At 61.8% G+C, this 13619-nt stretch carries 9 protein-coding genes; 1 reads left to right on the forward strand and 8 read right to left on the reverse strand.

Annotated elements, in window-relative coordinates; genetic code table 11:
- Nucleotides 1–36 precede the first annotated feature (36 nt).
- From PWJ82_RS00910 to dapB, 6 genes are all read right to left on the reverse strand, one after another.
- Complete coding sequence (locus PWJ82_RS00910) at nucleotides 37–579, reverse strand: CinA family protein (RefSeq protein WP_016442520.1); 543 nt, start codon at nucleotides 577–579, stop codon at nucleotides 37–39.
- A complete protein-coding gene (pgsA, locus tag PWJ82_RS00915; RefSeq protein WP_016442519.1) occupies nucleotides 576–1187 on the reverse strand; it encodes a CDP-diacylglycerol--glycerol-3-phosphate 3-phosphatidyltransferase in 612 nt (203 codons plus the stop codon). Before pgsA ends, PWJ82_RS00910 begins: the two co-directional genes overlap by 4 nt.
- Nucleotides 1188–1196: 9 nt before the next feature.
- The gene (locus PWJ82_RS00920; RefSeq protein ID WP_274733166.1) at nucleotides 1197–4076 is read right to left on the reverse strand and encodes an FtsK/SpoIIIE family DNA translocase; all 2880 of its coding nucleotides are present in this window, start codon (nucleotides 4074–4076) and stop codon (nucleotides 1197–1199) included.
- A gap of 61 nt (nucleotides 4077–4137) precedes the next feature.
- Entirely contained in the window at nucleotides 4138–5814 is a 1677-nt protein-coding gene (locus PWJ82_RS00925) for a ribonuclease J (protein ID WP_274733165.1), read from the reverse strand.
- 137 nt (nucleotides 5815–5951) lie between these two features.
- A complete protein-coding gene (dapA, locus tag PWJ82_RS00930; protein ID WP_274733164.1) occupies nucleotides 5952–6860 on the reverse strand; it encodes a 4-hydroxy-tetrahydrodipicolinate synthase in 909 nt (302 codons plus the stop codon).
- Nucleotides 6861–6869: 9 nt separating this feature from the next.
- Nucleotides 6870–7616, reverse strand: a complete 747-nt coding sequence (gene dapB / locus PWJ82_RS00935; protein WP_274733163.1) for a 4-hydroxy-tetrahydrodipicolinate reductase — start codon at nucleotides 7614–7616, stop codon at nucleotides 6870–6872.
- A gap of 37 nt (nucleotides 7617–7653) precedes the next feature.
- Here dapB and PWJ82_RS00940 point away from each other — a divergent pair, with 37 nt between their 5' ends.
- Nucleotides 7654–9627, forward strand: a complete 1974-nt coding sequence (locus tag PWJ82_RS00940; protein WP_274733161.1) for an ABC-ATPase domain-containing protein — start codon at nucleotides 7654–7656, stop codon at nucleotides 9625–9627.
- A 34-nt stretch (nucleotides 9628–9661) separates the two neighbouring features.
- Here the strand turns inward: PWJ82_RS00940 and PWJ82_RS00945 are convergent, their stop codons facing one another.
- Nucleotides 9662–10975: a M16 family metallopeptidase gene (locus PWJ82_RS00945; RefSeq protein ID WP_274733159.1), complete on the reverse strand. Its 1314-nt coding sequence runs from the start codon at nucleotides 10973–10975 to the stop codon at nucleotides 9662–9664.
- Between the two features lie 89 nt (nucleotides 10976–11064).
- On the reverse strand, nucleotides 11065–13503 hold the full coding sequence (locus tag PWJ82_RS00950) for a polyribonucleotide nucleotidyltransferase (protein WP_274733157.1): 2439 nt from the start codon (nucleotides 13501–13503) through the stop codon (nucleotides 11065–11067).
- Nucleotides 13504–13619 lie beyond the last annotated feature (116 nt).

Consider the following 13619-nt stretch of genomic DNA (forward strand, 5'->3'; position numbering starts at 1 on the left):
GAATCTGAAGATTTACTGGGAGCGAACAGGAGTTAGTCAGGACACAGCTGACTCGGCGCCCTGATCGGTTGCGCCGTCGTGCAAAAACGCGTCAAGAAGTTCGACGGCGCCGCGCACCGCCCCGCTCCGTACGTCGCTACGCCCCCCGGCAATATGAAGTTCGCGCGCCACCTGCGCGCCTCCACGTGCGCTCACCGCGATCCACACAGTTCCCGCAGGGTGTCCATCATGCGGACCGGGCCCGGCCACCCCGGTGGTGGCCATGCCGATATCAGCTCCGGTGACGGCGCATACGCCCTGCGCCATCTGGAGCGCCACGTCCCGATCCACCGGCCCGTGACTGGCCAAACGCTCGCTGGATACTCCGAGAATGCTGGCTTTGAGGTCGGTCGCGTAGCTGACCACTCCCCCACGCAGCACCGCGGAAACCCCGGGAACGGTGACGAATTGCGCGGTGAGAAGCCCGCCGGTTAAAGATTCCGCGCAGGCGAGGCTGAGGCCACGCTTGCGTAAATCTGCCACGCAAGATTCGGTGAGTGTGGCCAAGCACGAGGCGTCATCTTGCTGCGCCGTCATCATGAGCGCGCACCCTGGCCACCGCCGCGCGCGATACGCACCGCATCACCGACATATCCGATCGCGGACCACACCGAAAGTACGAGGGCAACCCCGAGGGTTATCCATCCGAGCCACTGGAAAATATCTCCGCCCGGGTGCCCGAGCCACGCGATCCACGGCAGCATGAGGATACCGGCGCCGATGGACTGGGCAAACATCTTGAGTTTGCCGATCCATCCAGCTGCCATGACCTGTTTCGTCACCACGAGCATCCGCACCAAAGTAATGAAAATTTCACGGGCGATCATGAGGATGGTGACCCACCACCACAGCCGGTCATGAAGAGACAGCATAATGAGAGCTGCCGCTATAAGGCCCTTATCAGCGATCGAATCGGCAAGTTTCCCAAAGTTGGTGATAAGCCCACGCGAACGCGCTAGCTGCCCATCGAGGCGGTCAGTGAAAGCCGCAACGGCGAAAACTACCCACGCCCAAAAGCTACGAGTAGCGGTGGGCTCCCAGAATACCCAGATAAAAACTGGGATGAGGATAATACGGGCGACCGTCAAAGCATTAGCGATATTGAGGAGGGGCGGCTCGCTCGCCTCCGGAGCGTTCGTGTGAGACATGTCCCTACTTTACCGCCCCGTGAGCTGCCAGGCGTCCTCCCCGGATTCCCCGGCGGGGTCATCATCGTCGTACCAGGTGGGTGCGGTGTCCTCCGGGTCGTGTGCCAGTGGATCTTCGGCGTAGCGGTTCGTGGGCACGGTGCCGACTCCGGCGCCGTTCGCCCCGTTTGCGCCGTACGCGTCATGAGCGACATTCCCGCCGTCCGCACCGAACCCCGTTGCTGCGCCACTCGCTCCGGCAGGTGCGCCCGTTCCCGGCACACCGGCGCCAGCTCCGGACCCGCCATCACCTGTTTCGTCCTCGTAAATAGAGTCGCGTTCTCCGCGCAGCATGGCGAGAGCATCTTCCACCAGTTCCGGTGCCACCAGCACGTCGCGGGCCTTGGAGCCTTCGGAGGGCCCCACGATCTCGTATTGTTCGAGCAGGTCCATCATCCGCCCCGCCTTGGCGAAGCCAATGCGCAATTTGCGTTGCAGCATAGACGTAGATCCGAATTGGGTGGTGATCACGATTTCCGCGGCCTGGAGCAGAATATCAAGGTCTTCACCTATTTCTTCGCGCTGTTTCTTCTCGCGCCCGGCGGCCTCCACCGTTTCTTTGAAGTCTTCGCGATACTGGGGGCGCAGCTGCGTTTTCACATGCTCGACAACGCGCTCAATTTCCGCCTCGTCCACCCAGGCACCCTGGAGACGAATCGGCTGGGCACCTCCCGGCATGAAGAGAGCATCACCTTGCCCGATAAGCTTCTCCGCCCCACCTTGATCGAGGATGGTACGCGAATCAGCTAGCGACGAAGTCATAAAGGCTAGGCGGGAAGGAATATTCGCTTTAATAAGACCGGTGACCACATCCACGGAGGGACGCTGGGTGGCGAGCACCAGGTGAATGCCAGCGGCACGTGCCAGCTGGGTAATGCGCTGGATGGAGGATTCTACGTCGCGTGGGGCCACCATCATCATGTCAGCCAATTCGTCCACCACGACCAGCAGGTAGGGGTAGGGCTGGAGGGTACGGTGCGGATCATGCGCCTTAACGGTACCCGCCCGTATCGCCTCGTTGAAATCGGTGATGTTCTTGAAGCGGTAGGACTGCATATCGTCGTAGCGCGCATCCATCTCCTTGACCACCCATTCCAGCGCCTCGGCGGCCTTCTTCGGATTGGTGATAATCGGGGTGATGAGATGGGGAATGCCCGCGTAAATCGTCAGCTCCACACGCTTGGGATCCACGAGGATCATCCGCACTTCGTCCGGGGTGCAGCGCATAAGTACCGAAGTAATCATCGAGTTGATGAACGACGACTTACCCGCGCCGGTAGCGCCCGCCACCAGCAGGTGCGGCATTTTCGCCAAGTTGGTCACCACGAACTGCCCGCGCACGTTCTTCCCCACCGCCACGGTAAGGGGATGGTGGTCACGGCGCGCCACGTCGGATGCCAAAACGTCGCCTAGCTGCACCACTTCGCGGTCCGCATTGGGGATTTCGATACCGATCGCGGATTTACCGGGAATGGGGGAAAGAATACGCACATCGGCGCTCGCCACTGCGTAGGCGATATTTTTCGAGAGCTGGGTGATGCGCTCTACCTTGACACCCGGCCCCAGCTCCACTTCGTACTGGGTGACCGTCGGTCCGCGCGAAAAGCCTACTACCTGCGCATCCACCCCGAAATCAGTGAAGACTTGGGTAAGCGCAGCAACAACACGATCATTGGCTTCGGTGCGTTCGGGATGCACCGCCCCGCGTTTGAGCAGATCCGGGGAGGGAAGCTCATACAAAATACTCGGATCGAGGGCCAGTTGCTGAGTGCGGGTGAACGGTGCACCGGTATCGGGTGCGGGAAGATCAGGCACCGTAGCCTCCGCATCCTGGGTCTCAGCCACGCCGCCGGTTTTCTTGGTGCGCACCGTTTTTTTCGGCGACGGCGCCGCCCGGCCCGCAGCCCCGCTACCCGCCGTAGCCTGCGGCAGCACCGTGGTGGCGCCCTGGGCTTGCGCACCGTTCCCACCGTCTGCCCAGTCGGCCCCCGCCGCCCCGTCCGCACCATTTCCGCCGTTGCTGCCTGCGGGATCGGTAGCTGCGCCGTCGTTCTCAGAAGGAGTGCCGGAAAGTGCCGCGTCCAAGTAGCTACGCGCAGATTTCTTACCGCGCCGGGACGTGCGCCCGGCGCTCGGGAGCCGGGTGGTGTTCTCCGCCGCGTCAATGTCGTGGGGCGAATCGTAAGGCACCGACGCGGAGTGCCCGCGGTTGGCGATCTCATCCCCCGCTTCGGCACGGTGCTGCGCGCGCCGGTCCCGAATAGTCGCGGCGATATCCGCCATCGAAACGTCGGCGATATAGAACCCGGCCCACAGGATAATAATGACGAGGATGGGAACGGCTCCCCACGGGGAGAAAAGCATCTCGAGGACGCCCCCGCTGAGCCACCCGATCAGGCCGCCGGCGTTTTCTACGTCCGCGAAGTAGTCGGCTGGGCTACGCGGCTGTTTTACCACATGAATAATGCCGGCCAGGCACACCACGATAATCAACACGCCCAGCAGTACCCGCCGGTGTTCATTCCCGCGCGCCGGGACCACCAGCCTGATAGCGAGGGCCAAGAAGACGGCGGGAAGAAGAACGGAGAGCAGCCCGAAGATACCGGCGGTGGCGTGGTGAATAACCCCGCCAAGCACTCCGGAAATATTGAACCATTCGCGCAGTGCCACAATTACCGCGAGACCGAGGAACGTCGCCACGAGGGCGTTGCGCACGTTACCCGTCAGCTGCCGCCCCTCCGCCCGCTCCGTGGCAGCCCCGTTTGCGGGCGTGGCGGAGCGTCGGGACGGGCGGCGCGCGGGCGCCGTCGTCTCTTTCTCGGTTTTTTTGACACGTCGCTGAAACTTCACATCAAAAGCCTAGCCTTTGTGCAAAAAGTTGCCCCTCCCGGCGCGCCGCGTGCGAGGGGGACTACACTTCTACGACGGTCGGAATAATCATGGGCGAACGGCGCAGTTTGCGGGAAACCCAGCGCCCCACCACACGCCGCATGGCCTGCTGCATCCCGTAGCTATCCGAACCCTTCGCCACGGCTTCTTCCAGGGCACGCGTGACTTCCGGAGTAATGCTGTCAAAGACAGTTTCATCTTCAGCCATAGCGCGCGCCTGGAGGTGCGGGCCGGTAACGATACGCCGCGCATTGGTATCCACCACCGCGAAAATAGCAATAAAGCCTTCGTTGGAGAGAATCTGACGGTCCTTGAGTTCAGATTCGGTAATATCTCCGACCGAGGAGCCGTCTACATAAATATTCTGGAAAGGCACCGAGCCGACAAGGCGAACTTCGCCGTCGATCATATCGATAACCGAACCGTTTTCCGCCAGGATCACATTATCGGCAGGAACCCCGGTTTTCACCGCGACGCCAGCGTTCGCGACCTGGTGGCGCACCTCCCCGTGAATGGGCATGGCGTAGGCCGGCTGCAATATGTTGTAGCAGTAGAGCAATTCTCCCTGGGCAGCGTGCCCGGATACGTGCACCCGCGCATTGCCCTGGTGGATCACATTCGCGCCGAGCTTGATGAGCCCGTTAATCACCCGGAACACCGAATTTTCGTTTCCGGGAATGAGTGAGGAGGCCAGCAGCACCGTATCCCCGGGATTAATCGCCACCTTGGGATGGGAACGATTCGCAATGCGGGAAAGCACCGCCATGGGTTCACCCTGCGAGCCGGTCGACATGTAGATGCGGCGGTTTTCGGGCAGATCCTTCATATTCTTGAGATCGAGGACGGTGCCTTCTGGCACGTCCAAATACCCCAGGTCTTCGGCGATCTTCATATTGCGCACCATGGAGCGGCCCACGAAGGCGACCTTACGACCGTTATGAGCCGCGGCGTTGAGGACCTGCTGGACCCGGTGCACGTGCGAGGCAAAAGAGGCAACGACGATCTGCCCGGTGGCCCCACCGACCACCGAATCGATCACCGGCTGAATTTCCGACTCGGAATGCACAAAACCGGGGATTTCCGCGTTGGTGGAATCGCACATGAACAGGTCCACGCCTTCATCCCCGGCCGCAGCGAAAGCACGCAGGTCGGTGAGGCGCCCGTCCAGCGGGAGCTGGTCCATCTTGAAATCACCCGTGATGAGAATATTGCCCTCCGGGGTGCGGATGAACAGGGCCAGCGCATCCGGAATGGAATGGTTGACGGCAATGAACTCAAATTCCATGCCCGCGATGCTCATAGAATCCCCTTCGGCCACCACGGTGACATTCGGGGTGATGTGGTGCTCCTGGAGTTTCGCCTCCACGAAAGCAATGGTCAATTGGGAGCCGATCACCGGGATATCCGGGCGCATTTTCAGCAGGTAGGGCACCGCCCCGATATGGTCCTCATGCCCGTGGGTGAGCACGATGGCAGAAATATCCTCGAGGCGGTCTTCCAGGTAGTCAAGATTGGGGAGAATAAGATCAACACCGGGCTGGGCTTCTTCGGGGAACAGCACGCCACAATCAGCAACCACCAGTTTTCCCTGGTATTCAAGAACATTGCAATTGCGGCCAACTTCACCGAGCCCACCTAGGGGAACAATACGAACGGCGTTCCGCAGCGGTGGTACAGATTTCTTCACTTCATCACTCACCCCTGTATTCTCTCACGAAGCGGGGCGCTTCCATAGGTGCTTCGTGCCCGGGTGTAAAACTGGCGGCTAGGTACCCGTGAAGCCGCGGGCACCGCGTGCGTCACCGGGGCACACCGCGCCCGCACCAGCAGGGTTAGCTAGCTGGGGAGAAGCCCCTCGGCGCGCAGCGTTTCCGCCAATGCGGCGATTTGCGCCGCAGATGCCCCTACCAAGGGCAGACGCAGAGTAGCCGAGGGGATAATCCCGAGAAGTTTGAGTGCTTCTTTCGCCATAACGGCCCCCTGCCCGCTTCCCATAATCGCGGAAATAATTTGGCGTTGGGCGGCGGCTTCCCGGCGAGCGGCCGGCAGATCTCCGGCGTCGATCTGTTCCACCAGCGCCCGCAAGCGTGCTGCAATAACATGCCCGGCCACCGAAATCACCCCGGAGGCCCCGTGCGCGAGCCAGGCGAAATTGAGGGCATCGTCGCCCGAGTAATATTCCAAGCCGGTACGTGCCATTTTGACGAAACCTGCCGCCACGTCCCCGGTCGCATCTTTGACGGCGCGGATGCGAGGGTGCTCAGCCAGGCGCAGCAGCGTATCCAAGTCGAGCCGTACCCCCGTACGCCCCGGGATATCGTAAACCATCACGGGCAGATCCGTGGCTTCTGTCACGTTCACAATATGTTGGTAGACGCCTTCTTGGGAGGGCCGGTTGTAATACGGGGCGACGACGAGCAGCCCCTGCGCCCCACTTTTCTCGGCGCCGCGGGCAATGCGCACTGCGTGAGCGGTGTCATTGGAACCGGCACCGGCGATCACCATGGCGCGGTTACCCACCGCCGCGCACACTTCCCGCACCAGGACGTCTTTTTCCGGCTGGTGCGTGGTGGGAGATTCTCCGGTGGTGCCAGATAGGAGCAGGGAATCACAGCCCTGATCCACGAGGGTGGTGGCCAGCGCCACCGCGGCATCAACATCCAAGGATCCGTCGGCGTGGAAAGGTGTCACCATAGCGACGCTAACGGATCCGAAACTACGTGAAGGCAAAGTGTGCTCGTCCATGGGCTCAGCCTATCGTTCCCAGCTCATGTACCGCTCTAATCCCACCTGCACGCCCGGATGCTGGTCAATGCCGCGGATGGCCAAAAGCACCCCGGGCATAAAAGACTCACGGGTGAACGAGTCTTGGCGCAAAGTGAGCTGTTCCCCCGGATTTCCCAGCAGCACAGTTTCGTGGGCATTCAGGCCCCGGAGGCGGACCGCGTGCACCGGGATGCCGGCAATTTTCTCCCCGCGGGCGGGTGCAGGCCCGACGGTGGCATCGGGAGCCGGGGCGCATCCGGCTGCAGCCCGGGCCGCCGCGATTTTCTCCGCGGTGGCGCGCGCCGTTCCCGAGGGAGCATCAACTTTATCGGGATGGTGCATTTCCACCACTTCGACGGATTCGAAATACGGGGCGGCCATTTCCGCGAACATCATGGTGAGCACGGCACTCAACCCAAAATTCGGGGCAATAAGCACATGGCGCCCCGTCTCCTTGGCCACCGTCTCAATGCGCGCAATCTTTTCCGGGGTCCATCCCGTGGCCCCGACGACGGCATGACAGCCATTGGTCAGCAAAGCCCGCACGGTATCTTCCGTCGCGTCGGGAACGGTGAAATCAACTCCCACGGTGGCACCCGCCAGGGTCTGGGCGTTGATGGGATCGTCCTTGGTGATCCGGGCGGTCAAGTTCATATCGGGAGCATCGGTAACGGCGGTGCACACGGTGCTGCCCATCCGTCCCGCCGCGCCGATCACAGCTACGTTGATAGTCATACCGTCCATGCTACGTGGCCTGGATAGACTAGGTGCTATGAGTTTTGGATATGAGCACAGCTCGGAACGTTACGATGCCCACGGTGGGCGCGACTACCGGGGAGGCCGGGGCCCGCGCGGAGGCCGGGATCGCCAATTTGACCGTCGGGATAGGCGAGGCGGGGGGCCGCGGGAACGGCGTGAATTTGTGCGGGTCGAGGGAGACGACGTCGATCTTATCGATCGCCTGCACGAACTGGACGGACGTAACTACCCGGCCTACAAGTCCGTTATCGGTGATTATGACTACGGCATGTACACAGTCCATATTGATCGGGTGCAATCCGATCCTTACGCCCCACCGTCTTCGCTACGGGTGACGGCAGATCCGGCGAAGGTGGGGATTCCCGCTGACCTTCTCACCACCCCGGAACAGCGCCTGGCTGTTGCTGATTTCCTGGCCCGTACTTTTGCGGAACGCTCCCGTCATTCCCGCGATATTTCCATCGCGAAAGTGGGGCAAGAGATTTTGGAGCGTTCGAGCGCGACTGTTTTCGCCAACCACGTGGAACTACGTTTCCAATGTCATTTCCCGGCTCAGGGGCGCACCATCCTCGGGCACGCCATGGCGCAAACCGCAGATGAGTACCTTCCCGAGATTATCGAAGCCACGCTCAATTTCTCCTCCGAAGGGGAAGAATTCGCTGCTCACCGGGCCGCATTACGCAGGCACGTGGAAGCCTATGAGGATTATCTCGCTCTCCAGGCAGTTGTTCGGGAGCGCGGCTGGATTGGTTTTATTAACGACGGCGCGGTGCTGGTGCGCCGCTCAGGCATTTCCGATCTGCCGTTGACAGACGCCATCGCCTTCTCCAGCCCCGAGAGCTTACGTGAAAGCGTGCATCTTCCCCATGCCGGTGAGGTGACCGGCATGCCGATTATCCCGGGTATTACGGTGATCGTCGGCGGGGGCTACCACGGTAAATCCACGCTGCTTTCCGCTCTCGAGCGCAGCGTCTATCCACATATCCCCGGGGACGGCCGCGAGCTGGTGGCTCTGGATCCCAGCGCGATGAAGGTGCGTGCTGCCGATGGGCGCTGGGTGACCGGCGTGGATGTCTCCGCTTTCATCAATTCCCTGCCCGATGGCACCGACACCACCGATTTTTCTACCGAAAACGCCTCAGGTTCCACGTCGCAGGCCGCCGCTATTTCCGAGTCCATCGAAGCAGGTTCGCGGGTCTTGCTTATTGATGAGGACACCTCGGCTACTAATCTCATGATTCGTGATGAGCGGATGCGCGAGCTAGTTCCTGCCACTCAGGAACCTATTACACCTTTTGTGGATCGGGTAGCTGGTATGGCGCGTGCCGGTATCTCCACCATCATGGTTATGGGTGGCTCGGGCGATTATTTGGATGCCGCGGATCGGGTGCTCCTCATGGATCACTATGTGTGCCACGATGTCACGGAGCAGGCCCGCGCGGTGGCGGCAGCGCACCCGCGGGAACGCAATGATATTGCTGAGTTTACGCACCCGGCACCGCGCTATCCGCTCCCGCTCAAAGCCCACGGGGTGAAGGCGAAAACGAAATCGCGCGGGGTGGATCTTATTTCGCTAGACCGCGCGGATATTGATGTCAGTGATGTGCCCCAGATTGTGGATCCGGGCCAGACCGCCGCGATTGCCTGGGCAATTCGCTCCCTGACCGACCCCACCCGTGCCCTGTGCCTGCGCGGCAGATACACCGTTCCGGAAGGTATTGCTCGCCTGGAGGAGACCATTGCCACGCACGGTCTGGATGCCCTGGGGGCCGGCGAAAAACCGGCCTTCCTGACCCGGCCACGCGCGGTGGATATCGCCGCGGCGCTTAACCGTTACCGCACCCTCAAGGTGGTGCACGCACCAGTAGACGATCCCACCGCGGACGGAGCGGAGAATGCAGAGAACGCTCAAGGTCCCGTTGCCGCGGAGGCCGCGCCGTCGGTGGAAAGCGCCCCGTCCGCGCCTAGCCCGGAGGACGCCGAATAGCGAAAAACCGGCTAGCGAACCAGCGGAGCGTCCGCTAGTTCTCCGGTCCGACCGTTACACACGAGCGCTGGCCTGCCGCAATGCGGCGGGCCAGCTCGTTTATATCGGCGGCGCGCACGGCGCGGGCCCGGCGCAGGTGTTCCTCATGCGAAATGAGGCTGCCGCGCACCAGCTCGGAGGTACCGAGCCGGGTCATAGCGGTGCCCACCCGTTCGGCGTCGAACACAATATCGGCGCGCAGGCGTCGGAAAGCAGATTCCGTTTCTTCTTCGCTCACACCGTCGCGGGCGAGGCGATCCAATTCGGTCATCATGAGCTCGCGCACGGTACCCACATTATGCGGGGCACACCCGGCCGCCAGGCAGAACATCCCGCCTTCGCGGTAACTGATCGGGAAGGAATAGGTCGAGTAGGCCAGGGCGCGCCGCTCGCGGATTTCTTGGAAGAGCCGCGAGGACGTTCCTCCACCCAGAATCGCGTTGAGGGCGAGCAAGGTGGGCAGCTCCTCACTGGTCAAGCTCAACCCCGGCATTCCTACAATGACCGCCGCCTGCTCCACTTCTTTCGGAATATGCAGGTCGTGTGCCGCCTGGTAGGTAATGGGTGGGGCGATACGGCGCGGGTGCGCATCGCGCTCCGTGCTCAAATCCCAGCCCCCGTCACTCAGCGCGCGCACCGACAGCTCGCATAGTCTGTCGTGGTCGACGGCGCCCGCGGCAACCACCACCACTTCATCAGGATGGTAGACCCCGTGGTAGTGCTCGAGAAGCGCCTCGTGCTGCAAAGCCCGCACCGTCTGCGCCGTTCCCCCGACGGGGCGCGCCAGCGGGTGATCCCCGAAGACCAGCTGCGGGATTTTTTCCATGGCGGTATCGGTGGCATCGTCGGCGTACATGGCGAGTTCTTCGAGGATAACGCCGCGTTCCACCGCAAAATCTTCGGCGCTGAGGGTCGCGCCGGTGAGCATATCGGCGAGGATATCGATGGCCTGGGGCAGGTCCTCGTCAAAGATATGGCCGTGGTAGTGGGTGTATTGCTTCGAGGTGGCCGCGTTGAATCCCCCGCCCAGGTAATCCGTTTCTCGTGAAATATCGAGGGAGCTGCGCCGCTTCGTACCCTTGAACAGCAAATGTTCGAGGAAATGGGTGGATCCTTGAGTCTCCGCCACTTCGTCGCGAGACCCGGCCCCCACCCACATGCTGATGTAGGTGGAGTGAATATGGGGCAGGCGGTAGCTGAGGACACGGAGCCCACCGGGGAGGACGGTGCGGCGTAGGAGTGCGCCGTCGTCGTCAATATTAAGACTGGCGCCCGCGTTAAGCGGAAGGGGCAGTTCGCTATACAACATGGGAATACTTTCCTGGAGTTACGCAAACTCCCCGAACGTCCGGAAACATTCGGGGAGTTCACTCTACCTAGCGCCCGTAGGCGCGGGTTTTAGTCTTCGTCCGTGTGAACGGTGCGACGACGCCGCCGCGAGCCGCGACTTCCACGCGAACCGCGGCTCGAGCTGGAGTCAGCATCGGAGTCATCTGCCGAAGGAGCGCTGGGCGCCGAGGACTCGCTGCGCCGGCGTGAACGGGAACGTGCCCGGTTCTGCCGCGGGGCGCTCTCCTCCGCTTCGCCGTGATCACCGTTATCGCCCTGATCGGAGCTTTCCGCTTCGGCGTTCGCTTCGCCTTCCGGAACCACCGCTTCCAGGGAGATCTTGCCGCGGTCATCGATTTCACCGATTTCGACCTCAACCTTGTCGCCCACGTTGAGGACATCTTCCACGTTTTCCACGCGCTTGCCACCCACGAGGCGGCGAATCTGGGAGATGTGGAGGAGGCCGTCGCGGCCCGGGGTGAGGGAGATGAACGCACCGAAGGTGGTGGTCTTAACCACGGTACCCACGTAGCGTTCGCCCACTTCGGGAAGCTGCGGGTTGGCAATGGAATTGACGGTGTCACGGGCAGCTTCCGCGGAAACACCGTCGGAGGCGCCGATGAAGACGGTGCCGTCGTCTTCGATGGTGATTTCCGCGCCGGTATCTTCCTGGATCTGGTTGATCATCTTGCCCTTGGGGCCGATGACTTCACCGATCTTATCTACCGGGATCTTCACGGTGAGGATACGGGGGGCGGTGGGAGCCATCTCATCGGGGCCATCAATGGCCTGGTTCATGAGATCGAGGATGGCCAGGCGGGCGTCACGGGCTTGGGACAGCGCCGCGGAAAGGACTTCCGCAGGGATGCCATCCAGCTTGGTGTCCAGTTGCAGCGCGGTCACGTAGTCACGAGTACCGGCCACCTTGAAGTCCATATCGCCCAGGGCGTCTTCCGCACCGAGAATATCGGTCAGGGTCACGTACTTGGTTTCCCCGTCGATCTGGGCGGAGATGAGCCCCATGGCAATGCCGGCAACCGGGGCCTTGAGCGGCACACCCGCGTTGAGCAGGGACATGGTCGAGGCACACACCGAACCCATGGAGGAGGAGCCATTCGAGCCCATCGTCTCAGAAACTTGGCGGATGGCGTAGGGGAATTCTTCCCGGCTGGGCAGCTGGGATTCCAGTGCCATTTCTGCCAGGTGTCCGTGCCCGATTTCGCGGCGCTTGGGGCTGCCCACGCGCCCGGTTTCCCCGGTGCAATAAGGAGGGAAGTTGTAGTGGTGGATGTAACGCTTGTGGGTAATCGGGGAAAGATTATCCAGCGGCTGTTCCATCTTGAGCATATTGAGGGTGGTCACCCCGAGGATCTGCGTTTCACCACGCTGGAAGATCGCCGAGCCGTGCACGCGCGGCAGCACGCCGGCCTGCGCGGAAATCGAACGAATATCGGTGGGGCGGCGCCCGTCCATACGCACGTTTTCGGTGAGGACGTGGCGGCGCATGACTTCCTTGAAGTGGTCATTGACCGCGGCGGCGAGCCCGGGGCCGTCTTCTTCCAGATTGAACTGGGCATCGGCGGGCACCGTCAGTTCGGAAACGATCTGATCGGTGAGGTCATTGAGAGCGGTATCACGCTCCACCTTGTCCACAATTCCGAGGATGGTGTTGAAACGATCCCCGAGAGCGTTCCCGACGGCCTCAAATTGGGCATCGGTGTAATTCGGGAAGAAGGGGTAGTCCGCGGTGGGCTTCCCGCATTCGTTGATGAGGCTGAGCTGCGCTTCGCAGAGGGTGCGAATAACGCCCTTGGCGGCTTCCAGGCCCTGGGTAATAACTTCTTCGGTGGGGGCAATGCCACCGGCGGCCACGTTCGCTTCCGTTTGTTCGGGAGCTTGGGCCTCCACCATGGTGATGGCGACGTCGTCCCCAACAATGCGCCCGGCAATATCCATGGAGAAGGTGGCGCGCGCCATTTCCGACCAGCGCGGGAAGGCGATCCACTGCCCGTCCACGAGGGACACGCGGGTGCCGCCGACCGGCCCGGCGAAAGGCAGATCCGTCAGCGAGGTGGACAGGGAGGCGGCGTTGATCGCGAGAACGTCGTAGGCATCATCCGGGTGGATGGAGAGCACGGTTTCCACGATCTGCACTTCGTTACGCATGCCCTTGGTGAAGAGCGGGCGCAGCGGGCGGTCGATGAGGCGGGCGGCCAGAATGGCGTCCGTACCGGGCCGGCCTTCGCGGCGGAAGAACGAGCCGGGAATTTTACCGGCCGCGTAGGAGCGTTCTTCCACGTCCACCGTCAGCGGGAAGAAATCGAAGTGTTCCTTCGGGCTTTTCGAGGCGGTGGTGGCGGAGAAAACGGTGGTTTCCCCGTCCAGGTAGGCCAGGGCAGCGCCGTTGGCCTGTTGGGCCAGCAGCCCGGTTTCAAAACGAATGGTACGTGTTCCAAAGGAACCGTTATCAACAACGGCTTCCACACTATGAATATTGGGACCCTCCACGGGACCTCCTTTTATTTCGGCCGCGAGGCGGCCATCAGTGGTAATTCACGAAAACGGGCCCTAGCGTTCCCGCCTTCGTCAACCATCACCGAAGACCACGTTCGCGGTACTCCACA

Source organism: Actinotignum schaalii (genome assembly GCF_028864145.1).
In the GTDB taxonomy this organism is placed as follows: domain Bacteria; phylum Actinomycetota; class Actinomycetes; order Actinomycetales; family Actinomycetaceae; genus Actinotignum; species Actinotignum schaalii_B.

What these genes read in the sequence shown, in the direction of transcription:
- PWJ82_RS00945 (WP_274733159.1), bottom strand. Translation starts at nt 10,975, where the DNA reads ATGTTGTATAGCGAACTGCCCCTTCCGCTTAACGCGGGCGCCAGTCTT.
- dapB (WP_274733163.1), bottom strand. Translation starts at nt 7,616, where the DNA reads ATGACTATCAACGTAGCTGTGATCGGCGCGGCGGGACGGATGGGCAGC.
- PWJ82_RS00910 (WP_016442520.1), bottom strand. Translation starts at nt 579, where the DNA reads ATGATGACGGCGCAGCAAGATGACGCCTCGTGCTTGGCCACACTCACC.
- pgsA (WP_016442519.1), bottom strand. Translation starts at nt 1,187, where the DNA reads ATGTCTCACACGAACGCTCCGGAGGCGAGCGAGCCGCCCCTCCTCAAT.
- PWJ82_RS00940 (WP_274733161.1), top strand. Translation starts at nt 7,654, where the DNA reads ATGAGTTTTGGATATGAGCACAGCTCGGAACGTTACGATGCCCACGGT.
- dapA (WP_274733164.1), bottom strand. Translation starts at nt 6,860, where the DNA reads ATGGACGAGCACACTTTGCCTTCACGTAGTTTCGGATCCGTTAGCGTC.